Source organism: Mesorhizobium sp. B1-1-8 (assembly GCF_006442795.2).
Taxonomy (GTDB): Bacteria; Pseudomonadota; Alphaproteobacteria; order Rhizobiales; family Rhizobiaceae; genus Mesorhizobium.
The window spans coordinates 1,570,823-1,592,166 of sequence record NZ_CP083956.1 but is presented as its reverse complement, the minus strand read 5'-3'; the positions used below and the strand labels follow the sequence as shown (position 1 = coordinate 1,592,166).

Below are 21,344 nucleotides of genomic sequence, written 5' to 3'. Positions count from 1 at the left end.
CCGCCCGTGAACACCGCAAACACCATTCTTCTTTCGCCCGCCGACAATGTCGCGGTCGCCAATGGCCGCATCGAGACCGGCACGCCGCTGCCGGGCGGAGCGGTGACCTTGACCGCGATCGAGCCCGGACACAAGGTGGCGATCAAGCCGATCGCCGCCGGTGAGGCGGTGGTGAAATACGCGCAGGCGATCGGCCGCGCGACACAAGACATCGCGCCGGGCGAACACGTCCATTCGCATAATCTGGTGTTTGAATCCGGCCGGCTGCCGGTGGTGCCGCCGAGCGAGGCCGAGCACGCCACCGAGGCCGACCGCAAGCGCACCTTCATGGGCTACCGTCGCGCCGACGGCCGCGCCGGCACGCGCAACTTCGTCGGCATCATCGCCAGCGTCAATTGCTCGGCCACCGTCTGCCACGCCATCGCGGACGAGGCCAACCGCAGGCTTTTGCCGAAATATCCCGGCATCGACGGTTTCGTGCCGATCGTTCACGGCCAGGGCTGCGGCATGAGCGCCACCGGCGACGGCATGATGGTGCTGCACCGCACGCTCGCCGGCTACGCCCGCCACCCGAATTTCGGCGGCGTGCTGATGGTGGGCCTCGGCTGCGAGGTCAACCAGCTTACCCTCTACGGCCAGAAGGGCGCCGCCGCGGGCAAGCGCCATTTCAACATCCAGGAGGCCGGCGGCTCGCGCAAATCGGTCGAGAAGGCGATGGGCGTGTTGGCCGAGATCGCGGAGGAGGTCGGCCAGCTGAAGCGTGAGCCTATTCCCGTCAGCGAGATCGTCGTCGGCCTGCAATGCGGCGGTTCCGACGGTATGTCCGGCATCACCGCCAATCCGGCGCTGGGCGCTGCCGTCGATATCCTGGCCGGAGTCGGCGGCATCGGCATCCTTTCCGAGACGACCGAAATCTATGGCGCCGAGCATCTGCTGGCCTATCGCGCCGCGACGCCCGAGATCGCCGCCAAGCTCGACGGCTATGTCAAATGGTGGGAGGAGCATGTCGCCAAGCATGGCGCCTCGATCGACAACAACCCCTCGCCCGGCAACAAGCGCGGCGGCCTGACCACCATCCTGGAGAAGTCGCTGGGCGCGGTCGCCAAGGGCGGCCAGACGCCGCTCAACGGGGTCTTCGGCTACGCCGAGAAGGTCACCGGCAACGGCCTGGTGTTCATGGATACGCCCGGCTACGACCCGGTCTCTGCCACCGGCCAGGTGGCGGGCGGCGCCAATGTGATCGTCTTCACCACCGGCCGCGGCTCCTGCTTCGGCTGCCGTCCGACGCCGTCGATCAAGGTCGCCACCAACTCGACCATGTACCACCAGATGGAAGAGGACATGGACGTCAATTGCGGCGTGATCGCCTCTGGCGAGAAGACCATCGCCGGCATGGGCCGCGAGATCTTCGAGCTGATCATCGAGACGGCATCCGGCCGCAAGACCAAGAGCGAGGACTTTGGCTACGGCGACAACGAATTCGTGCCCTGGCACCTGGGCGCGACGCTTTAATCGCGGGCCGTATCGGCGGAAGCGCCACCGACCAGGAGGCGGCCTTCACATGCGATGGAATGTATATTCCATGTTGACATAAATATGAAATTATTGTTCCGTGTCGACAAGGAGGAACGGGAGCATCCGAGCACTGCCAGGGACGAGCCTAACGGACGCTGACCCGCATCGCGCAGGACAACAGACATCGCTTGCATCGGTCACGGCAATGCTCTATCAAAAAACGGCATCTGTTTTTTATTGATAAAGTTCTGTTTGGGCCGCGCCTATCCAGATGGAGCTTCCGCAACCTTCACCAGGCGACTTAGGGAGGAACCTAATGAAATTCGTGACCAGCCTTCTCAACCGCCGCGGCTTCTTGGCTTTGGCCGCCGCTTCGATGCTCGCCGGCGCGATGCATTCCGCGCCCGCCTCGGCGGCCGACGTGACCATTCCGATCATCGTCAAGGACACCACATCCTTCTATTGGCAGATCGTTCTGGCCGGCGCCCGCAAGGCCGGCAAGGATCTCGGCGTCAACGTGCCGGAGCTCGGCGCCCAGGCCGAAACCGACGTCAACGGCCAGATCTCGATCCTCGAAAACGCCGTCGCCAGCAACCCGGCGGCCGTCGTCATCTCGCCGACCGAGTTCAAGGCGCTCGGCAAGCCGATCGACGAGGCCGCCAGCAAGGTCAAGGTCATCGGCATCGACTCCGGCGCCGACTCCAAGGCCTTCACGTCGTTCCTGACCACCGACAACGTGCAGGGCGGCCGCGTCGCCGCTGACGGCCTCGCCGCCGCCATCGGCGCCGCCAATGGCGGCAAGGTGGAAGGCAAGGTCGCGCTGATCACGGCGCTTCCCGGCGCCGGCTCGCTCGAGCAGCGCAAGCAAGGCTTCATCGAGCAGATCAAGGCCAAGTATCCGGGCCTCGAGCTTGTCGCCGACAAATATGCCGATGGCCAGGCCACCACGGGCTTGAACATCGCCACCGATCTGATCACCGCCAATCCGGACCTCAAGGGCATCTTCGCCTCGAACCTGATCATGGCGCAGGGCGTCGGCCAGGCGGTCGCCGAAAACAATCTCGGCGGCAAGGTCGCGCTGATCGGCTTCGACAGCGATGAGAAGCTGATCAAGTTCCTCAATGACGGCATCATCTCGGGTCTGGTCGTCCAGGATCCGTACCGGATGGGTTACGATGGCATCAAGACCGCTTTGGCCGCCTCGAAGGGCGAGAAGGTCGAGGCCAATGTCGACACCGGCGCCAACCTGGTCACCAAGGCCAACATGAAAGAGCCGAAGATCGACGCGCTGCTCAACCCGAAGCTCAAATAAGGCGCGTCATGCCACGCGTTTCCGGGGCGGCATCGCCCCGGAAACATTCCGTTGAGACCAATCTGGGAGGATTGTCATGACGTCGACGGCGCAGGAATTGCATCCAGCCCCCACGCTGGAGCCCGGCAGGACGATCCTCGAACTCAAAGGGCTCGAGAAAAAATATCCCGGCACACACGCGCTGAAGCCCGTGAACCTTGCCTTCAAGTCCGGCGAGATCCACGCCATCGTCGGCGAGAACGGCGCCGGCAAGTCGACGCTGATCAAGTTGCTGACCGGCGTCATGCCGCGCACCTCCGGCGAAGTCTTCTGGGAAGGCAAGCCGGCAGCGCTTGCCACCCCGCATGAGGCAATGGCGCTCGGCATCAACGCCGTCCACCAGGAAGTGGTGCTCTGCCGCCATCTCACTGTCGCCGCCAACATGTTCCTCGGCGAGGAGGAATCCCGCTTCGGCATTCTTCAGCAGCGCGCCATGGTCAAGGAGGCGCAGAAGATCATCGACGGCCTCGGCTTCGACCTGCCGGCGCATGTCATGCTGGGCGATCTCACCATCGGCCAGCAGCAGCTGATCGCCGCCGCCCGCGCAACCGTGCGCGGTACCAAGTTCCTGATCTTCGACGAGCCCACTGCCTACCTCACCCGCAAGGAAGCCGACCAGCTGTTCACGCTGATCCGGCGGCTGAAGGGCGAAGGCGTCACCATCATCTATATCAGCCACCGCATGGAGGAGGTGTTCGAGCTTGCCGATCGCGTCTCGGTGCTGCGCGACGGCACGCTGGTCGGCACCCGCAACATCGCCGAGACCAATGACGCCGAGCTGGTCAAGATGATGATCAACCGCTCGATCGAACAGATCTACCACAAGGAGCACTTCACGCCGGGCGCGGCGATCGTCGAGGCGAGAAATCTCTCCGGCAAGGGTTTTGAGAATGTCTCGATGACGGTTCGCGCCGGCGAGATCGTCGGTCTTTACGGCCTGATCGGTGCCGGGCGCAGCGAATTCGTCACCACGCTCTACGGCCGCCATCGCAAATCGGCCGGCCAGATCCTCTGGCAAGGCAAGGAGGTCCAGATCAATTCCGAGCATGACGCGATCAGGCTCGGCATGGCGCTGGCGCCGGAAAGCCGCCGCGATCAGGGTCTTTGCCTCAATTTGCCGGTCGGCCTTAACCTCAACCTACCGATCTATAAGCGCATCTCCAGCAATCTCCTGATCTCCAACGCCAGGGAGAAGGCCGAGGCCGACCGCCAGATCGCCGACCTGCGCATCAAGACGCCAACGCGCAACGCGCTGGCCTCCAGCCTGTCGGGCGGCAACCAGCAGAAGATTGTCATCGGCAAGTGGCTGGCGCATGGCGCCAAGCTGTTCATCTTCGACGAGCCGACGGTCGGCGTCGATGTCGGCACCAAGGCCGAGATCTACCGCTTGTTCTCGACATTGTTGTCCAAAGGCGCCGGCATCATCCTGATCTCGTCCTATCTGCCCGAGGTCTATGAACTCGCCGACACGCTGCATGTGTTCCGGCGCGGCAAGCTGGTCGCCACGCATGGTTTCCGCACCGCCAGCCATGAGGACATACTGGGTCAGGCACTGGCCGAGAAACAAGAAAAGACGGGAGGACAAAAATGAGCACCGAGGCGATCCCCGCCGAAAAAACCAAGCGCAATTACAACGCCCTGTTCGGACTGACGCTGCTCGCGCTGCTGGTTCTGTTGTGGGTCATTCTGTCCGTGGCGACGCAGAGCTTCGCCTCGGCCAACAATATTTCAAACCTCCTCCGCCAAGGCTCGATGATCGCTATCCTCGCGGTCGGCCAGACCTTTGTCATCATCACCGGCGGCATCGATCTTTCGGTCGGCGCGGTCGTCGGCTTCTGCACCGTCACCACGGCGATGCTGATCAATGCCGGAGTGCCGGTCTTTGCCGCCATCCTGATAACTCTTCTGGTCGGCGTCGCCATCGGCATGTTCCACGGCTTCGGTATCGTCAAGATGGGCCTGCCGCCCTTCATCATCACGCTGGCAACGCTGACTTCGCTGCGCGGCATCGGCCTGCTGATAACCAATGGCAATTCGATCTCGATCAACAACGACGCCTTCCAGGAATTCTCGCGCAACTCCTTCGTCGGCGTCCCCAATCTGTTCTGGATGGTAATCTTGGTCGGCATCCCGGCCTACATCTTCCTGCATCACAGCCGCTGGGGCCGCTATCTGTTCTCGGTCGGCTCCAATGCCGAGGCCTCACGCCTGTCCGGCGTCAATGTCCAGCGCACCATCTACATGGCCTACACACTGTCGGGCCTATGCGCGGCCTTCGTCGGTGTGCTGCTTGCCTCCCGCATCGGAATCGGCAATCCGACCCAGGCCGAGGGCTGGGAATTGCAGGCGATCGCCTCCTCGGTGATCGGCGGCACCTCGCTGTTCGGCGCGGTCGGTTCGGTGCACGGGCCGCTGCTCGGCGCCTTCATCCTCGCCACTATCAACAACGGCGCCAATCTCTTGAACGTCAACGCCTTCTGGCAGCGCATCATCACCGGTGTGCTGATCATCGTCATCGTCTATTTCGACGGTCTGCGCCGGCGCGGCAAATGACTGCTCCCTGACCTTCCGCGCCGGCCCGGCTTAGCCGATGGCCGGCGCTCTTTTGAAACTGGAATTGCGTATGAAAGCCGTCGTCTGCCGCTCGCCCGGCGACCTTGCCCTCGAAGACCGCGCCGCGCCCGGCGCGCCGCCGCCCGGCTGGGCGCGGGTCGCCGTCAGCCATGTCGGCATCTGCGGCACCGACTATCACATCTTCGAAGGCAAGCACCCGTTCCTCGCCTATCCGCGCATCATGGGCCACGAAGTCTCCGGCACCGTCGCCGAAAAGGGTGACGGCGTGGATCTGGCCGTCGGCGAGCCGGTCATCGTCAATCCTTATCTTGCCTGCGGCCGATGCATAGCCTGCCGGCATGGCAAGCCGAACTGCTGCATGACAATCGAGGTGCTAGGCGTGCATCGCAACGGCGCCATGTGCGACGAGATCCTGGTGCCGGCGCAAAACCTTTATCCGGCAAACGGCCTGTCGCTGGCCGATGCCGCGGCGGTTGAATTCCTGGCCATCGGCGCCCATGCCGTGCGGCGTTCGCTCGGCACGCCCGGCGCGCGCACGCTGGTCATCGGCGCCGGGCCGATCGGCCTTGGCACGGCGCTGTTTGCCCGCATCGCCGGACTGGATGTCAGCATGCTCGATATGAGCACGGAGCGGCTTGGCTTTGCCGAAGACAAGCTGGGTTTTGCCACGCTCGACGGCTCGAAGGCAGCGGCGACCGAACTGGTGCGGTCAGCCACCGGCGGCGAAGGCTTCGATCTTGTCTTCGATGCCACCGGCAACACGCAATCGGTGCAATCGGCCTTCGCTCATGTCGCGCATGGCGGCACACTGGTGCTGGTCAGCGTCGTCAAGGACGATATCAGCTTCTCCGATCCCGAATTCCATAAGCGCGAGATGACGCTTGTCGGCAGCCGCAACGCGCTCAGAGCCGATTTCAACCATGTCGCCGCCTCGATCCGCGACGGCGCCGTGCCTCTGGAGAAGCTTGTCACGCATCGAACGACACTTGCCGAAACGCCACGCGACCTCGCCAGATGGGCGTATGAGAAGTCGGGGCTGATCAAGGCTGTTATCGAAGTCGGGTAGGAAGCCCGCGTCGAGGTCTTGCGAACTGGATGGTTGTCTGCCCTGGCAAATCGCAGTCCTGGTGATTGGCCGAGCGTCTATCCCTTCGTCATCCACGGGCGGAGCAAGGAGCGTAGCGACGCAGCGCAGACCCGAGGATCCATTCCGTGACATCGAGGCGTTGCAACGATCCAGAATTCTGCTCCGCCGCACTTTACGATCAAGGTAACGGAATGGATCCTCGGGTCTGCGCTCCGCTTCGCGTCGCTCCGCCCGAGGATGACGACCTCAGGGTTATCGCTCTGAATGACAATGTCGAAGACTAATCGTTCGCCGACAGCTTCAGCTCCACCCGCTCCGCCGGGAACCGCGACTCGGAAAACTGAATCGGCCGGCCGTCGAGCGTGACATTGACAGCGACGGTGACCAGCACGATGGCGCCGGGCTGCAGATCAAGTGCCGCAAGGTCGTCGGCATCGGCATGACGTGCCGAAAGCACCGTCGATTGCCGCAGATAATCGTTGATGCCGAAGCGCTTGAGCGCGGCGGTGACCGATCCGGTCTCCGCCATGGCGGCGTCTATGCCGGTGAAGCGCCCGGCATCGTACCAGGCCGTTGCGCGCGACACCGGATGCCCGTCTGCTTCGCCGCGCGTCTCCAGGCGGATCACGGCCGATCCGCTGGCAAGCCCGAGCGCTTCGGCGACGCGCCGGCTGGCCGGCTCGGTGGATGACGACAGCAGAGCGATATGCCGTTCGCTCGTCTGCCCTTGCAGCCCAGTCGAAAACCGCGTGCGGGCGCCGATCGGGTAGGACAGGCGCCTGCGTGACAGCACGAAGGTGCCGCGCCCCTGCTCGGCCCTCAGCACGCCTTCCTGCACAAGGGCGGCGATCGCGCTGCGCACCGTGTGGCGGTTGACGCCATAGCGCTCGGCCAGCACGACTTCAGGCGGCAGCGCGGCATTCTCGGCGAAATCGCCGGTCGCAATTGCCTGCAGTATCTTGTCGGCGATCTGCCGCCACAGCGACACGCCGCTGCGCCTTTCGATGCTGCTCGCCAGTCCGGTCATTCTTTGCCCCCAGGCATCTTTTCGCCCCAAGTCATTTTTTCCCCTTTTGTCATGCACCCGTCATGGACTCTCGTTACGTGATGAGTATAATTTGTATAGTTGTCTATATCAATAGACAAATTAACGAGGAAGACAGCCATGCGAGGACAGGAAGCGCGCGAGCAGGCCGAGCGCAAGGCGGCGATGGCGACGCTGGCACATGCGGCGACCGATGACATTGCACGGCTATGGAACGATGCCGGCCTGCCCTCGGAGGCGGAATTGCTGCGCGGCCCCGAAACCGGACTGGTGACGGTGCGCGGCCGGATCGGCGGCGGCGGCGCGCCTTTCAATGTCGGCGAGGCAACCGTCACCCGCGCCACGGTGCGGCTGCCCTCCGGCCAGGTCGGCCATTCCTATGCGCTCGGCCGCGACAAGGCGAAGGCGAAGCTCGCCGCGATTGCCGACGCGCTCTGGCAGGATCCGGCCCATCGCCAGACGGTCGAGACAAAGCTGGTGGCGCCCTTGCGCACGGCGCTGGATGCGGCACGCGAAAAGCGGCGCGTCGAGACGGCGGCCACGAAAGTGGATTTCTTCACCATGGTGCGCGGAGAGGACTGATGGATATCGCCACGCAATCGATCGAAGGCGGCTTCGCCGATCCGGTCTTCAACGCGCAAACCGTGTTCCGCGCCGTCATGGATGCGATGGCCAGGCCGGGCAGCATCGAGGCCCTGCCGCAGCTGTCGCAACCGCCGGCGCCGCTGTCGGCGACCGCCGGCGCCATAGCGCTGGCGCTCTGCGACAACGACACGCCGCTCTGGCTCGATCCGCCGCTGCAGGCGGAAGGCGCGGTCAAATCCTGGCTCGGCTTCCACACCGGCGCGCCCCTGGCCAACACGCCGGCCGATGCGCATTTCGCCTTGATAGCCAACCCGGCGGAAATGGCGGCGCTGGACGGCTTTTCGCAAGGCACGCAGGAATATCCCGACCGCTCGACGACGCTGATCCTCCTGGTCGGCGATCTCGCCACGGGTCCGTCGCTGCTGCTCGAGGGGCCTGGCATCGAAAAGGCGGCAATGATCGCGCCAACCGGCATGCCACGCCATTTCGTCGAGCAGTGGAAGCAGAACAACAAACGTTTTCCACGCGGCGTCGACATCATCCTGGCCGCCCCCGGCAGCCTCGCCTGCCTGCCGCGCACCACCCGCATCAAGACGATGGAGGCCTGACATGTATGTCGCGGTAAAAGGCGGCGAAGCCGCGATCGCCAACGCCCATCGCCTGCTTGCCGATCGCCGCCGCGGCGACCGCTCGGTGCCGGCGCTGCGGCTCGACCAGATCGTCGAGCAGCTGGCGCTTGGCGTCGACCGGGTGATGAGCGAAGGCTCGCTCTATGATCGCGAACTGGCGGCGCTCGCCGTCGTCCAGGCGCGCGGCGACATGATCGAGGCGATCTTTCTCGTGCGCGCCTATCGCACCACGCTGCCGCGCTTCGGCTACACAAGGCCGGTCGACACCGGCGCCATGCAGGCCGAGCGGCGGGTGTCGGCGACTTACAAGGACCTGCCAGGCGGACAGGTGCTTGGGCCCACCTTCGATTACACGCATCGCCTGCTCGATCCGGAACTTGCCGCCGGCGCCGATGTCGATGCGCCCGTGCAGCGCGAGGGCGATGCCGAAGCCATGCCGCGCGTCTCCTCGATTCTTGCCCATGAAGGCCTGATCGAGGCCGACGGCGACATGCCGCAGGACCATGTGCCCGGCGATATCACGCGCGAACCGCTGCAATTCCCGATGGCGCGCGACATCCGCCTACAGGCGCTGTCGCGCGGCGACGAAGGGTTTCTGCTGGCGCTCGGCTATTCGACGCAGCGCGGCTATGCCCGCAATCATCCCTTCGTCGGCGAGGTCCGCATCGGCGAGGTCGAGCTGGAGCTCGATGTGCCGGAACTGCCGTTCGCCGTGCCGCTCGGTTCCATCCGCGTCACCGAATGCCAGATGGTCAACCAGTTCAAGGGCTCGGCCAAGGCGCCGCCGCAATTCACCCGCGGCTATGGCCTGGTCTTCGGCCAGAGCGAGCGCAAGGCGATGGCCATGGCGCTGTGCGACCGGGCGCTGCGCGCCGGCGAGCTCGGCGAGGACGTCGTCGCCGCGGCGCAGGACGAGGAATTCGTCATCTCGCATTCCGACAATGTCCAGGCGACCGGCTTCGTCGAGCATCTGAAGCTGCCGCACTACGTCGACTTCCAGGCCGAGCTCGACCTGGTGCGCCGTATGCGCGCCGAGCATGACGCGCGGGAAAATCCCGGCAAGGCTGAAGAAAAGAGGGAGGCCGCTGAATGAGCGCGCAACCGACAGAGATCGCCACCTACAACTTCGCCTATCTCGACGAGCAGACCAAGCGGATGATCCGCCGCGCCATCCTGAAGGGCATCGCCATTCCCGGCTACCAGGTGCCCTTCGCTTCGCGCGAGATGCCGATGCCCTATGGCTGGGGCACCGGCGGCGTGCAGGTCACCGCCTCGATCATCGGGCCGGATGACGTGCTCAAGGTCATCGACCAGGGCGCCGACGACACCACCAACGCCGTCTCGATCCGCGCCTTCTTCAAGAAGGTCGCCAATGTCGCCGTGACCACGGAAACGGTGAAAGCGACGATCATCCAGACCCGCCACCGGATTCCGGAGCACCCACTCAACCCCGGTCAGGTGCTGGTCTTCCAGGTGCCGATCCCCGAGCCGCTACGCTTCCTCGAGCCGCGCGAGACCGAGACGCGCAAGATGCATGCGCTGGAGGAATACGGCCTCATGCATGTCAAGCTCTATGAGGACATCGCCAGGCACGGTCGCATCGCCACCACCTACGCCTATCCGGTCAAGGTCGAGGGTCGCTATGTCATGGACCCCTCGCCGACGCCTAAATTCGACAATCCGAAGATGCACCGCTCGCCGGCCTTGCAGCTCTTCGGCGCGGGCCGCGAAAAGCGCATCTATGCGGTGCCGCCCTTCACCGATGTGGTGAGCCTCGATTTCGAGGACCATCCCTTCGAAGTGCAGACTTTCGACCAGCCTTGCGCGCTGTGTGGGGCGGAAAACGTCTATCTCGACGAGGTCATCCTCGACGACCATGGCGGCCACATGTTCGTCTGCTCCGACACCGACCATTGCGAGAAACGGCGCGCCGAAGGCTATCGCGGCCACCTCGCGCCAGAAGCCCATCTTGCATTGGAAACTAAGGAGCCGGCGCAATGACCGACGAACCGCTGCTGCGCGTCTCGGCGCTGTCCAAATTCTACGGCTCGCGCGTCGGCTGCGAGAACGTCACCTTCGACCTTTGGCCGGGCGAGGTGCTGGCGGTCGTCGGCGAGTCCGGCTCCGGCAAGACGACCCTGCTCAACTGCCTGTCGACCAGGCTGTTGCCGTCATCCGGAACCGCCAGCTACCGCATGCGCGACGGCCAGTTCCGCGAACTCTACCGCATGAGCGAGGCCGAGCGCCGCTTCCTGATGCGCACCGACTGGGGTTTTGTCCACCAGAACCCAGCGGACGGGCTGCGCATGACCGTATCGGCCGGCGCCAATGTCGGCGAGCGGCTGATGGCGGTCGGCGACCGCCACTACGGCAGGATCCGCGCCACCGCCGTCGACTGGCTGTCGCGCGTCGAGATCGACGAGGACCGCATCGACGACGAGCCGCGCGCCTTTTCCGGCGGCATGCGCCAGCGCCTGCAGATCGCCCGCAACCTGGTCACCGGGCCGCGGCTGGTGTTCATGGATGAGCCGACCGGCGGCCTCGACGTGTCGGTGCAGGCGCGCCTGCTCGACCTGCTGCGCGGCCTGGTCACCGACCTCGGCCTGGCGGCCATCGTCGTCACCCACGATCTTGCCGTGGCGCGGCTCCTGTCGCAGCGCATGATGGTGATGAAGGACGGCCGCGTCGTCGAAAGCGGCCTGACCGACCGCGTGCTCGACGATCCGCGCGCGCCTTACACCCAACTCCTCGTTTCTTCGATCCTGCAGGTGTGATGATGCCGACGCCTCTCGTTGTCTCGGATGTCGCAAAAAGCTTCACCATGCATCTGCGCGACGGCGTCACGCTGCCGGTGGTGGCGGGCGTCTCCTTCTCGATCCGCGCCGGCGAATGCGCGGTGCTCGGCGGTCCTTCCGGCGCCGGCAAAAGCTCGATCCTGAAGATGCTCTACGGCAATTATGCCGTCGATGAAGGTCAGATCATCGTCCAGCACGAGGGCGGCCTGATCGACCTCGCCAGCGCCAGCCCGCGTACGGTGCTCGGCGTGCGCCGCCACACCATCGGCTATGTCAGCCAGTTCCTGCGCACCGTGCCGCGCGTCCCGGCGCTCGATGTCGTCGCCGAGCCGCTGTTCGAGCGCGGCGAGGTGCGCGAAATTGCGCGCGAAAAAGCCCGTGCCCTGCTGGCGCAGCTCAACCTGCCGGAAAAGCTCTGGGCGCTGCCGCCGGCAACCTTCTCCGGCGGCGAACAGCAGCGCGTCAACATCGCGCGCGGCTTCATCACCGATCATCCGATCCTGCTGCTCGACGAGCCGACCGCTTCGCTCGACGCCCAGAACCGCGACGTCGTCATTGCCCTCATCGCCGCCAAAAAGGCGGCGGGCGTAGCACTTCTCGGCATCTTCCACGACCAGGATGTGCGCGAGGCGGTTGCCGACCGCGTCATCGACGTCACCGCCTTTGCCGCCGGAAAAATCGCCGCATGACGAAGAAGCTTTCGGAAGCGCCGCTGATCCACGAGACGGCGCAGGTCGAGAACTCGAAGCTCGGCCGCTGGACCGAGATCGCCGAGCGCAGCCGCGTCTCGGAAAGCGAGCTTGGCGACTACTCCTACATGATGCAGGACTGTGCCGTCTGGTGCGCGACTATTCGAAAGTTCTCCAACATTGCCGCAAGCGTGCGGATCAACGCCACCAACCACCCGACCTGGCGGCCGACGCTTCACCACTTCACCTATCGCGCTTCGGATTATTGGGACGACGCCGAGCACGAGAGCGAATTCTTCGCCCAGCGCCGCGCCAAGCGCGTCACCATCGGTCATGACACCTGGCTCGGTCACGGTTCGACCATCCTGCCCGGCGTCACCGTCGGCGACGGCGCGGCGGTCGGCGCCGGCGCGGTCGTGTCGAAGGATGTCGCGCCCTACACCATCGCCGCCGGCGTGCCGGCAAAGCCGATCCGTGAGCGCTTCGACCGCCGCACCGCCGAACGCTACCAGGCGCTCGCCTGGTGGGATTGGGACCATGCCCGGCTGCGAGCGGCACTGGACGATTTCCGCGAGCTGTCGGCGGAGGCGTTCCTGGAGAAGCATGGCGGCAGAAGATAGGCGCCCCGCTCTCATCCGCCTGGGTAAGAGCAATGGCGCCGCATCTGCATTTTGCCTACTATCGACTGCATTTTCGTCGCGTTTGAAAGCTCTGGAGGCCGGAATGCTGAAACGATGGATTGGCTTTTGCCTGTTTGGGCTGGCGACTTTTCTGCCTCGGCATGCTCTCGCTGAGCAGCCAAAGAGCGACCCTCGCGGCGCCGTCCTTTGCGCCTGGATGATTTATACCGAGGTCGAAGCGATCGGAGAGACCTGCTCTCCCGAGCAAGACCGTGACTACCTTGTCTTTCTTCAGTCTCAGATCGACCGCATCAAGGCGTTTATCGTGCGGAATTCTGGCACCACGCCAGCGGCACTGGAAGACCAGCAGCGTCGAGTCCGGGCGATAGCTGCAAAGCGCCACGGCGCCTCGTGCCAGGGTGACGGTATCAAGCTCTACAATTCAATAAGGTCAGTCGATCGAAGGCAGTTCGTTGCCGAGATGGATAAGCTCCTTGAAGTCGATCGCGAGCCTTTGGCGAATCCCTGCCTTTGATGCCTGCTCGCTACAGTTTCACATCCTTGACACAGGACTCGGACAGGAGGGCGATCTCCCCAAGGAGATTGCCATGCTCGACACAGTTAGATCTTCGCTCGCAGGATATTTCGAAGGCGCCAACCCGACGCCTCCGGTCCATCTCGGCACCCGCTACGACACATCGGGCAACTTCCTCCTCGAACCGGGCAACACCGTCGTTTGCCATTTGATCGAAGGCTCTCCTTCGCAAGCTGCCATCATCGAAGTGCGTGAGCGCATGCTGGCCATGCCGGATGCCGACCGGCTCGTTTTCACGCCGATCTCCAGCCTGCACATGACGCTGTTCCAGGGCATCATCGAATACCGCCGCCGCCTTCCCTACTGGCCTGCCGACGTGGCGCTCGACACCGGCATCGATGACATGACCCGGCTCTACCTCGAGCGCCTGCAGGGCTTCGAGGATCGCGGCGCCTTCAAGATCAAGGTGGTCGAAGTGGTGCCGACCGGCCTGACGGTTGCCGGCGCCTCAGAAGAAGACCGGCGCGTTCTTCGGGCCTGGCGCGACGCGCTCTCGGTGCCATTTGGCTACCGCCACCCGGACCACGACACTTACGTCTTCCACATAACCTTCGCCTACCAGATCCGCCGCCTCGCCGATGAGCGGGTTTCCGCCTGGCAGGAGCTGTTCGACAACTGCCTGACACTCCTGGATCGTCAGGCGCCGGTGATCGAGCTCAGGCCTCCGGCCTTCTGCAGTTTCAGGGACATGAAGCATTTCGAGGAATTGCTGGTCCTGGCGTGATGCGTGTTGCCCAAAGCGCGTTCGCTTGAAATCGGTTTTGCGCGATGCGCTTTGGCTCAAGCCAACCAGCCTGTGGGCTGTAACAAAACTGACATCATTCCGACACCCCAGCTTCATCGGCCTGCGATAGCGAAGGTTAACAGACCTTCAAACTGTGACGGACTGGAGTGTTGCCCCATGTCAGTTTCTTCAGCCACGCTGGAAATCCGAGGCGTCACCCGACGATTTGGTAAGAACACCGCCGTCAGCGACATCAACATCTCGATTCCGCAAGGTCAGATGGTCGGCATCATCGGCCGTTCGGGCGCCGGCAAGTCGACCCTTCTGCGTATGATCAACCGCCTCATCGATCCCAGCCAGGGGTCGATTTTTTTTGACGGCGCCGAGGTTTCCCGCCTGCAGGGTTCGCCGCTGCGGCGCTGGCAGCGCGACTGCGCCATGATCTTCCAGCAGTTCAACCTTGTGCCGCGCCTCGACGTGCTGACCAATGTTCTGCTCGGCCGCCTCAACCACCGCTCGACATTTTCCAACCTGCTCGGCCTGTTCTCGCGGGTAGAATGCGCCGAAGCAGTGGCCGCTCTCGAGCGCCTCGATATTGCGCGCACCGCCTTGCAGCCGGCCGGCACGCTTTCCGGCGGCCAGCAGCAGCGTGTGGCGATCGCGCGCGCCATGATGCAGGAACCGAAGGTACTGCTGGCCGACGAGCCGATCGCCTCGCTCGACCCGCTCAACGCCAAGGTGGTTATGGACTCGCTGCGCGACATCAATCTGCGCGAAGGCATCACCGTCGTCACCAATTTGCACACGCTGGACACGGCGCGCGCCTATTGCAACCGCATCATCGGCATGGCCGCCGGCAAGGTCGTCTTCGACGGCGGGCCGGAAGATCTCGATCGCGATGCCGTGCGCATGGTCTACGGCGCCGACGCCGGCGGCGCCGAGATCTCCGAGGCCATCACCTCGACCAGCGTCAACGTCAAGTCAAAGATCACCGCATCCGCCGGACCGCTCGAACCAGCCTTTCCCGGCTGAATGTGTTCGTGGACCCGGCCGACTGGATTCCGGGCACATCATGAACACCGAAAAGAGCAACCCGGATCGCCTGCCAGCGTCAAAGGCTAAACTTGAAATTTCGAACGCCGGCGCGAAGCCGGAACACAAGGAGAGAGATCAAAATGTTCAGGACAATGGTTTTTGGCGCCGTTTCGTTGCTGGCCATGGCAGCCAGCGCCGCTCATTCGGCAGACATGAAGGAGTTCCGCGTCGGCATCCTCGGCGGTGAGAACGAGGCCGACCGTCTGCGCAACTACCAGTGCCTCGCCGACCACTTGAAGGCCGAATTCGGCTTCGAGAAGGTGTCGCTGTTCCCGGCCGCCGACTATGACGGCGTCATCCAGGGCCTGCTCGGCGGCACGCTCGATTTCGCCGAGCTTGGCGCTTCCGGCTATGCCAGCGTCTACCTCAAGGATCCGAAAGCTGTCACCCCGATCCTCACCACCAAGCAGACCGACGGCTCCACCGGCTATTATTCGATCGGCCTGGCGCTGAAGACCTCCGGCATCACCGACATCAAGTCGGCCAAGGGCAAGAAGCTCGGCTATGCCGATCCGGATTCGACCTCGGGCTATCTGATCCCGCTGACCCAGATTCCGAAGGACACCGGCGCCTCAAACGAAACCTACTTCGCCTCCACCCAGTTCAACGGCGGCCACGAGAACAACGTGCTGGCCGTGCGCGACGGCAAGGTCGACGTGGCGGTGGACGATTCCTCCGGCATCGGCGACTTCAAGAACGGCTACACCTCCGGCACCTTCCACAAGGAAGTCGCCAAGGGCGCCGTCGACCCGAACGACTTCGTCGAGGTCTGGCGCTCGGGCCTGATCCCGAACGGCCCGCTGGTCGTCCGCACCGCGCTCGGCGCCGATATGACCGCCAAGCTCACCGACTTCTTCACCCAGTTGCCGACCAAGGACAAGGCCTGCTTCGAAGGCGTGGAGGGCGGCGACTTCACCGGCTACGTCCCGGTCAAGCCGGACTTCTACAGCGTCATCGTCGAAGCCCGCAAAGCCGCGATCGGCGGCTGACGGCAAGATCAGAAAGGGCGGCGGCTTCCTCCAGCGCCGCCCTTTTTGCATGTCCCGATCATGACATCAGCGACATTCCATTCCGACGCCACCCGCCAGCAGGCCGATGCCTGGCGGCGCCAGACCTCGCTGCGCCGCTTCTACACGGCGCTCGGCGTTGGCCTGCTGCTTCTCGCCATGTTCTCCAGCATGTGGTTTGCCGACGAAGCCAATGCCGGGCATTTCTTCGAGCGGCTGCCGCATATCCTCGATTTCCTGAGCTGGCTGATCCCGAAGGACTGGAATGACGTCTGGCGGGCGCTGTTCGATATCGCTTCGCCGCATGACAAAGGCACACAGGAGTTCAACTTCCCGCTCGGCCGTGTCTATGTCTGGGGCGGGTTCTATATCCCCGAATATTTCGAGCTGATGCTGACCACGGTCAACACGGCGCTGGTCGCGACTTTCATCGGCTTCGTCTTTGCCATTCCTTTCTCTTTCATCGCGGCGCGCAACCTGACGCCGAGCCCAATTCTGCGCCTGGTCGTCAAACGCTTCATGGAATTGCTACGCGCTTTCCCCGAGATCGTCATCGCCGGCCTGTTCGCGGCCATCGTCTCGGTCGGCCCGGTGGCCGCCATCATCGCCATCGGCCTGCATTCGATCGGCGCGCTGGGCAAGCTGTTTTACGAGATCAACGAGAACGTCGACATGCGCCCCGAGGAGGGGCTGAGGGCTGTCGGCGCCAACTGGTTCGAGCGGGTGCGTTTTGCCGATCTGCCGCAGGTGCTGCCCAATTTCATCTCCTACACGCTGCTGAGGGTCGAGATCAACGTGCGCGCCTCGACCATCATCGGCGCCGTCGGCGGCGGCGGCATCGGCGAGGAGCTGAAGCTTTCCATCTCGCGCGGCTTCGGCGCCAAGACGCTGGCCCTGGTGCTGCTGCTGTTCACCACGATCTTCATCGTCGACCAGTTCTCCGCCTGGCTGCGCCGCAAGCTGGTCGGCGAACAGGCCTTCCTGATGGGCGCTTAGACCATGATCCCGAAAAGTGGAGCCCGGTTTTCGGAAAAGATCATGGTCAAAACAAAAGACCGACCATGACGAATTTGACCGCCGAAGAAATGCTGTCGATCGAGGAGCGCTTCCCGCACGTGTTCCGGCGGCCGCTCTACCAGCGCTTCGGCACGCTGTTCCTGTTCGCCGGCACCGTGCTTTATCTGATCTATGCCGCATGGTTCTTCAGCCTGCCGCAGGTGCTGCGTGAGTCCCACTGGGAACGCCTGCCGCTCTTCCTGTCGCAATGGATCAGCTACGATCTGCAGCCGGAATTCCGGCTCGATCAGCCGGAGATCACGCCGAAATATCCGCGCTTCTCAGCCCTTGGCGACAATCCCAATCCGGATTGGGTGATCAAGAATCCCGATGGGACGTATACCGTGCAGATCGACGGCCAGGCGAGGTCCGTCACCTTCGACAAGACCCAGGCGACGATTGTCGCTTACGGGCAGACAGTTCCCATTTCGCTGACCGGCGGCAAGCCTGTGGTGACGGGCCCGGTGCCGGACTGGGTTACCGTGCATGACGACGAGGTCGTCGCTAAAATGGGCTTTGTCGGCGAGGTGCGCGTCACCGCCGACCGGGTCAAGGTGCGCAAGCGCTTTCTCGGCTGGGCGAATTTCGTCTTCGACACGCGCTCGCCCTTCTTCGGCAAGTCGGCCGGCGAAGTGGTGTCGCTGATCGTCTCGGGACCCGAACTGCAGCCGGGCACGTCCAACCTGGCGCTTGCCGGAGACAACATCTGGAACAACGCCCAGTGGCAGCACGGCGATGTCTGGACGAAGCTGCTGCAGACCATCGTCATGGCATTCCTCGGCACGCTGCTTGGCGGCATCGTCGCTTTCCCGCTTGCCTTCTTCGCCGCCCGCAACCTCACGCCGAGCGGGGTGCTCGGCCAGGTCCTGAAACGCTTCTTCGATTTCATGCGCTCGGTCGACATGCTGATCTGGGCGCTGTTCTTCACCCGCGCCTTCGGCCCCGGCCCGCTGGCGGGCAGCGCCGCCATCTTCTTCACCGAGATCGGCACGCTCGGCAAAACCTATTCCGAGGCGCTGGAGAACATCGACGACAAGCCGCGCGAAGGCGTGCTTTCGACAGGTGCGAACGGCCTTCTGGTGCAGCGCTACGGCGTGATGCCGGAGGTGGTGCCGATCTTCATCAGCCAGACACTCTACCAGTGGGAATCGAACACCCGCGGCGCGACCATCATCGGCGCCGTCGGCGCCGGCGGCATCGGCCTGAAGCTGTGGGAAGCCATGCGCACCAATTCCAATTGGGCCAACGTCTTCTACATGGTGCTGCTGACGCTGGCCGTCGTCTTCATCTTCGACAACATTTCCAACTTCCTGCGCCGCCGGTTGAGCCGCACGATCCACGACTACAACAGGCTGCAGGCTCAGCAGGGGTAACCTTGTGAACCATAAGCGCGGGCATCGTACAGTGCCGAGCCAAGGGTCGACCCCCACTCCGTCGAGCTGCGCTCGACACCTCTCCCCCGATCGACGGGGTAGAGGAAAGGCGCCAGGCTGTCCGAGCCGCGCCTGTCCTCGAAGGCGAGGCTTTTCCTCCCCCGGCGCCACCAGGCTTCTTTCCTCTCCCTCCGGAGGGGGGAGAGGTGGCTCGGCGAAGCCGAGACGGAGTGGGGGAACCACCTGGCTACCGTCGCGAACGAAAATAGAAATGGCCAGGGCGAAGAGCCCCTACGCCGCCTTCTTCCACCCATCCCTGATATGCCTATACCCCTCGCGATAGACAGATTCCGGGCTCTCCGCGAAATCCCTCCACACCTTGGTCGCCGCCGCCAGATCCTTCAGCGAACGGCCGAAGGATTCGATGGTCAGCCAGTCGTCATAGCCGCTCTTGCGGATGGCGGCGAACGTCTCCTTCCAGGGAATGTTGCCGCGTCCCGGCACGCCGCGGTCGTTCTCCGAAATATGGATATGGACGATGTTGTTGCGGTTGCGCGTATAGGCGCCGATCGGGTCGGCCTCCTCGATATTGGCGTGGAACGTGTCGTACATCGCCTTGATGTGCGGCCGGTCGATCGCTTCGATATGCTCCGACAGGTCGTCCATTGTGTTCACCAGATAGCATTCGAAGCGGTTGAGCGCTTCCAGCCCGATGGTGACGCCCTTGTTGCCCGCATGATCGCCGATGGCGCGCTGCGAAGCCACGGAGCGCTTCTTCTCGGCCGTCGTCGGCCCGCTGCCGGAAAAGGCGCCGAGCGTCGAATGCAGCGGGCCGCTAAGCGTATTCGCACCAAGGGCTGCGCTGCAGTCGATCGCCCATTTCATGTAGTCGACGCCAGCCCTGCGTGTCGCCGCATCCGCCGAGATCAGGTTCATCGCCGGATCGCCCATGGCCGAGACCGCGGTCCGCTCCAGCCCGATGCGATCGAGCATCTCGCCGAGTTTTCTGTAATCATCGGGCTTACCGACGAAAACCGGTATCTCGACGCCGTCGAAGCCGGTCGCCTTGATGTCCCTCAGCAGCGCTTCGTGCTTTTTCGACACGCTGGTCGTCCATAAAAACATGCACATGCCGATTTTCATCGACATCCCTCCCCCAGCTTGGCGGCCAACCACTTGCGCCCGGGCCACACTCCCCCTCATCCGGCCGCTTCGCGGCCACCTTCTCCCGTTGGGGAGAAGAGCTTGGCGCCGGCGCCTGCCACCTCCTCTCCCCCTGGGGAGAGGTCGGATTGCCCCGAATTGCCCTTGCAATTCGGCTGGCAATCCGGGTGAGGGGGCGCCGCCCTAAAGCTTCGTCCACGCCCCATTCTTCTTCGACGACTTCACACAGGCTTCGATGAAGGCCATGCCTTCGACGCCATCTTCGATCGTCGGGAAAACGACGTCCTTGCCCGGCTTGCCGCCCTTCTTGCGTGCTGCCCGGATCGCTCGCGCCGCCTCCTGATAGATGTTGGCAAAACCTTCGAGGTAGCCTTCGGGATGCCCCGATGGAACGCGGCTGACACGGGCGGAGACCGGCATAGCGCCGGCGCCGGCGCGGGTCAGAAGCTGCTTCGGCTGGCCGAACGGCGTATACCAGAGATAATTCGGGTCGGCCTGCACCCATTCCAGCCCGCCCTTGGAACCGTAGATGCGCAGCTTCAGCCCGTTCTCATGGCCGGGCGCCACCTGGCTCGCCCAGATCATGCCCTTGGCCGGATGGCCCTTGCCGGCCGGCTTGAAGCGCAGCATCACGTTGACATTGTCGTCGAGCTGACGCCCCGGTACGAAGGCGTCGAGATCGGCCGACAGTGAATCGAGCTCCAGTCCCGAGACGAAGCGCGCCAGATTGTAGGCATGCGTGCCGATGTCGCCGAGCGCCCCGCCGGCGCCGGCCTGCTTGGGATCGGAACGCCACGACGCCTGCTTTTGGCCGGTGGCGGCAAGATCCTCGGTCAGCCAGTCCTGCGGGTATTCGGATTGCACGATGCGGATGTCGCCGAGCATGCCCTTGGCCACCATTTCGCGCGCCTGCCGCACCATCGGATAGGCGGTATAATTGTGGGTGAGCACGAACACCTTGCCGGTCTTTTCGACCAGCGCCGCCAGCTTCTTCGCCTCGGCCAGCGAGGTCGCCAGCGGCTTGTCGCAGATGACATGGATGCCGGCTTCGAGGAAGGCCTTGGCCGCCGGCACATGCACGTTGTTGGGGGTGACGATCGCCACCGCCTCGATGCCGTCGGGACGCTTGGCCTCGGCCTTGGCCATCTCGGCATAGGAGCCATAGCTGCGCTCGGGGTCGAGCCCGAGTTCCTCGGCCGAGGCCTTGGCGCGCGCCGGGTCCGACGACAGCGCGCCGGCGACCAGCACGAAGTCATTGTCCATGCGCGCCGCGATGCGGTGCACCGCACCGATGAAGGCGCCCTGCCCGCCGCCAACCATGCCATAGCGGATCGGGCCGCCTCCCGTTTCCGACTTCGATGCGCCGACCATTTCTTTGTCTCCCTCGTTGGTTCACCTCCCCCTTGAGGGGAGGTCGATCCGCGCGGCGGATCGGGTGGG

Annotated in this window: 21 protein-coding genes; 18 read left to right on the top strand and 3 right to left on the bottom strand. The window is 64.0% G+C overall.

Going from position 1 to position 21,344, the window contains the following annotated elements; translation table 11 throughout:
• Positions 1-6 precede the first annotated feature (6 nt).
• The 5 genes from FJ974_RS07845 to FJ974_RS07825 all read left to right on the top strand — a co-directional run bounded on the left by FJ974_RS07845 (position 7) and on the right by FJ974_RS07825 (position 6,506).
• Complete coding sequence (locus tag FJ974_RS07845; protein WP_140536306.1) at positions 7-1,512, top strand: UxaA family hydrolase; 1,506 nt, start codon at positions 7-9, stop codon at positions 1,510-1,512.
• A 319-nt stretch (positions 1,513-1,831) separates the two neighbouring features.
• On the top strand, positions 1,832-2,827 hold the full coding sequence (locus tag FJ974_RS07840) for an ABC transporter substrate-binding protein (protein ID WP_140536303.1): 996 nt from the start codon (positions 1,832-1,834) through the stop codon (positions 2,825-2,827).
• Between the two features lie 76 nt (positions 2,828-2,903).
• The gene (locus FJ974_RS07835) at positions 2,904-4,457 is read left to right on the top strand and encodes a sugar ABC transporter ATP-binding protein (protein WP_140536301.1); all 1,554 of its coding nucleotides are present in this window, start codon (positions 2,904-2,906) and stop codon (positions 4,455-4,457) included.
• The gene (locus tag FJ974_RS07830; RefSeq protein ID WP_140536298.1) at positions 4,454-5,419 is read left to right on the top strand and encodes an ABC transporter permease; all 966 of its coding nucleotides are present in this window, start codon (positions 4,454-4,456) and stop codon (positions 5,417-5,419) included. Before FJ974_RS07835 ends, FJ974_RS07830 begins: the two co-directional genes overlap by 4 nt.
• Positions 5,420-5,489: 70 nt before the next feature.
• Positions 5,490-6,506, top strand: coding sequence for a zinc-binding alcohol dehydrogenase family protein (locus FJ974_RS07825; RefSeq protein ID WP_140536296.1), 1,017 nt, complete (start codon positions 5,490-5,492; stop codon positions 6,504-6,506).
• A gap of 301 nt (positions 6,507-6,807) precedes the next feature.
• Here FJ974_RS07825 and phnF read toward each other — a convergent pair whose 3' ends face one another.
• Complete coding sequence (gene phnF, locus FJ974_RS07820) at positions 6,808-7,554, bottom strand: phosphonate metabolism transcriptional regulator PhnF (RefSeq protein WP_140536294.1); 747 nt, start codon at positions 7,552-7,554, stop codon at positions 6,808-6,810.
• A gap of 138 nt (positions 7,555-7,692) precedes the next feature.
• On the opposite strand from phnF, the gene phnG reads away from it, so the two are divergent.
• The 13 genes from phnG to phnE (FJ974_RS07755) all read left to right on the top strand — a co-directional run bounded on the left by phnG (position 7,693) and on the right by phnE (FJ974_RS07755) (position 18,740).
• Positions 7,693-8,154 carry a phosphonate C-P lyase system protein PhnG gene (phnG, locus tag FJ974_RS07815; protein WP_140536291.1) on the top strand — a complete coding sequence of 154 codons (462 nt, stop codon included), beginning with the start codon at positions 7,693-7,695 and terminating at the stop codon, positions 8,152-8,154.
• Positions 8,154-8,765, top strand: coding sequence for a phosphonate C-P lyase system protein PhnH (gene phnH / locus FJ974_RS07810; protein ID WP_140536289.1), 612 nt, complete (start codon positions 8,154-8,156; stop codon positions 8,763-8,765). The genes phnG and phnH overlap by 1 nt, the downstream gene beginning before the upstream one ends.
• A gap of 1 nt (position 8,766) precedes the next feature.
• Positions 8,767-9,879 (top strand): carbon-phosphorus lyase complex subunit PhnI, encoded by a 1,113-nt coding sequence (locus FJ974_RS07805; protein ID WP_140536286.1) that lies wholly within the window; start codon positions 8,767-8,769, stop codon positions 9,877-9,879.
• Entirely contained in the window at positions 9,876-10,787 is a 912-nt protein-coding gene (locus tag FJ974_RS07800) for an alpha-D-ribose 1-methylphosphonate 5-phosphate C-P-lyase PhnJ (RefSeq protein ID WP_140536283.1), read from the top strand. Before FJ974_RS07805 ends, FJ974_RS07800 begins: the two co-directional genes overlap by 4 nt.
• A complete protein-coding gene (phnK, locus tag FJ974_RS07795; protein ID WP_140536281.1) occupies positions 10,784-11,560 on the top strand; it encodes a phosphonate C-P lyase system protein PhnK in 777 nt (258 codons plus the stop codon). Before FJ974_RS07800 ends, phnK begins: the two co-directional genes overlap by 4 nt.
• 2 nt (positions 11,561-11,562) lie before the next feature.
• Positions 11,563-12,270, top strand: a complete 708-nt coding sequence (gene phnL, locus FJ974_RS07790; RefSeq protein ID WP_140536460.1) for a phosphonate C-P lyase system protein PhnL — start codon at positions 11,563-11,565, stop codon at positions 12,268-12,270.
• Complete coding sequence (locus FJ974_RS07785) at positions 12,267-12,890, top strand: DapH/DapD/GlmU-related protein (RefSeq protein ID WP_140536278.1); 624 nt, start codon at positions 12,267-12,269, stop codon at positions 12,888-12,890. The genes phnL and FJ974_RS07785 overlap by 4 nt, the downstream gene beginning before the upstream one ends.
• The gene (locus FJ974_RS07780) at positions 12,874-13,425 is read left to right on the top strand and encodes a hypothetical protein (protein ID WP_140536276.1); all 552 of its coding nucleotides are present in this window, start codon (positions 12,874-12,876) and stop codon (positions 13,423-13,425) included. The genes FJ974_RS07785 and FJ974_RS07780 overlap by 17 nt, the downstream gene beginning before the upstream one ends.
• A 73-nt stretch (positions 13,426-13,498) precedes the next feature.
• The gene (locus FJ974_RS07775) at positions 13,499-14,209 is read left to right on the top strand and encodes a DUF1868 domain-containing protein (protein WP_140536273.1); all 711 of its coding nucleotides are present in this window, start codon (positions 13,499-13,501) and stop codon (positions 14,207-14,209) included.
• Positions 14,210-14,386: 177 nt separating this feature from the next.
• Positions 14,387-15,241 carry a phosphonate ABC transporter ATP-binding protein gene (gene phnC / locus FJ974_RS07770; protein WP_140536271.1) on the top strand — a complete coding sequence of 285 codons (855 nt, stop codon included), beginning with the start codon at positions 14,387-14,389 and terminating at the stop codon, positions 15,239-15,241.
• Between the two features lie 143 nt (positions 15,242-15,384).
• On the top strand, positions 15,385-16,293 hold the full coding sequence (phnD, locus tag FJ974_RS07765; RefSeq protein WP_140536268.1) for a phosphonate ABC transporter substrate-binding protein: 909 nt from the start codon (positions 15,385-15,387) through the stop codon (positions 16,291-16,293).
• A 60-nt stretch (positions 16,294-16,353) separates the two neighbouring features.
• A complete protein-coding gene (gene phnE, locus FJ974_RS07760; RefSeq protein ID WP_140536265.1) occupies positions 16,354-17,307 on the top strand; it encodes a phosphonate ABC transporter, permease protein PhnE in 954 nt (317 codons plus the stop codon).
• 65 nt (positions 17,308-17,372) lie between these two features.
• The gene (gene phnE / locus FJ974_RS07755) at positions 17,373-18,740 is read left to right on the top strand and encodes a phosphonate ABC transporter, permease protein PhnE (protein WP_140536262.1); all 1,368 of its coding nucleotides are present in this window, start codon (positions 17,373-17,375) and stop codon (positions 18,738-18,740) included.
• A 291-nt stretch (positions 18,741-19,031) separates the two neighbouring features.
• Here the strand turns inward: phnE (FJ974_RS07755) and FJ974_RS07750 are convergent, their stop codons facing one another.
• Entirely contained in the window at positions 19,032-19,883 is an 852-nt protein-coding gene (locus tag FJ974_RS07750; RefSeq protein ID WP_140536259.1) for a sugar phosphate isomerase/epimerase family protein, read from the bottom strand.
• A 204-nt stretch (positions 19,884-20,087) separates the two neighbouring features.
• Positions 20,088-21,275, bottom strand: coding sequence for a Gfo/Idh/MocA family protein (locus FJ974_RS07745; RefSeq protein WP_140536256.1), 1,188 nt, complete (start codon positions 21,273-21,275; stop codon positions 20,088-20,090).
• Positions 21,276-21,344: the final 69 nt, after the last annotated feature.

Excerpts from the sequence above, each read along its gene's own strand:
- FJ974_RS07840 (WP_140536303.1), top strand. The coding sequence starts at position 1,832 with ATGAAATTCGTGACCAGCCTTCTCAACCGCCGCGGCTTCTTGGCTTTG.
- FJ974_RS07835 (WP_140536301.1), top strand. The coding sequence starts at position 2,904 with ATGACGTCGACGGCGCAGGAATTGCATCCAGCCCCCACGCTGGAGCCC.
- FJ974_RS07830 (WP_140536298.1), top strand. The coding sequence starts at position 4,454 with ATGAGCACCGAGGCGATCCCCGCCGAAAAAACCAAGCGCAATTACAAC.
- FJ974_RS07825 (WP_140536296.1), top strand. The coding sequence starts at position 5,490 with ATGAAAGCCGTCGTCTGCCGCTCGCCCGGCGACCTTGCCCTCGAAGAC.
- phnF (WP_140536294.1), bottom strand. The coding sequence starts at position 7,554 with ATGACCGGACTGGCGAGCAGCATCGAAAGGCGCAGCGGCGTGTCGCTG.
- phnG (WP_140536291.1), top strand. The coding sequence starts at position 7,693 with ATGCGAGGACAGGAAGCGCGCGAGCAGGCCGAGCGCAAGGCGGCGATG.
- phnH (WP_140536289.1), top strand. The coding sequence starts at position 8,154 with ATGGATATCGCCACGCAATCGATCGAAGGCGGCTTCGCCGATCCGGTC.
- FJ974_RS07805 (WP_140536286.1), top strand. The coding sequence starts at position 8,767 with ATGTATGTCGCGGTAAAAGGCGGCGAAGCCGCGATCGCCAACGCCCAT.
- FJ974_RS07800 (WP_140536283.1), top strand. The coding sequence starts at position 9,876 with ATGAGCGCGCAACCGACAGAGATCGCCACCTACAACTTCGCCTATCTC.
- phnK (WP_140536281.1), top strand. The coding sequence starts at position 10,784 with ATGACCGACGAACCGCTGCTGCGCGTCTCGGCGCTGTCCAAATTCTAC.
- phnL (WP_140536460.1), top strand. The coding sequence starts at position 11,563 with ATGCCGACGCCTCTCGTTGTCTCGGATGTCGCAAAAAGCTTCACCATG.
- FJ974_RS07785 (WP_140536278.1), top strand. The coding sequence starts at position 12,267 with ATGACGAAGAAGCTTTCGGAAGCGCCGCTGATCCACGAGACGGCGCAG.
- FJ974_RS07780 (WP_140536276.1), top strand. The coding sequence starts at position 12,874 with ATGGCGGCAGAAGATAGGCGCCCCGCTCTCATCCGCCTGGGTAAGAGC.
- FJ974_RS07775 (WP_140536273.1), top strand. The coding sequence starts at position 13,499 with ATGCTCGACACAGTTAGATCTTCGCTCGCAGGATATTTCGAAGGCGCC.
- phnC (WP_140536271.1), top strand. The coding sequence starts at position 14,387 with ATGTCAGTTTCTTCAGCCACGCTGGAAATCCGAGGCGTCACCCGACGA.
- phnD (WP_140536268.1), top strand. The coding sequence starts at position 15,385 with ATGTTCAGGACAATGGTTTTTGGCGCCGTTTCGTTGCTGGCCATGGCA.
- phnE (WP_140536265.1), top strand. The coding sequence starts at position 16,354 with ATGACATCAGCGACATTCCATTCCGACGCCACCCGCCAGCAGGCCGAT.
- phnE (WP_140536262.1), top strand. The coding sequence starts at position 17,373 with ATGACGAATTTGACCGCCGAAGAAATGCTGTCGATCGAGGAGCGCTTC.
- FJ974_RS07750 (WP_140536259.1), bottom strand. The coding sequence starts at position 19,883 with ATGAAAATCGGCATGTGCATGTTTTTATGGACGACCAGCGTGTCGAAA.
- FJ974_RS07745 (WP_140536256.1), bottom strand. The coding sequence starts at position 21,275 with ATGGTCGGCGCATCGAAGTCGGAAACGGGAGGCGGCCCGATCCGCTAT.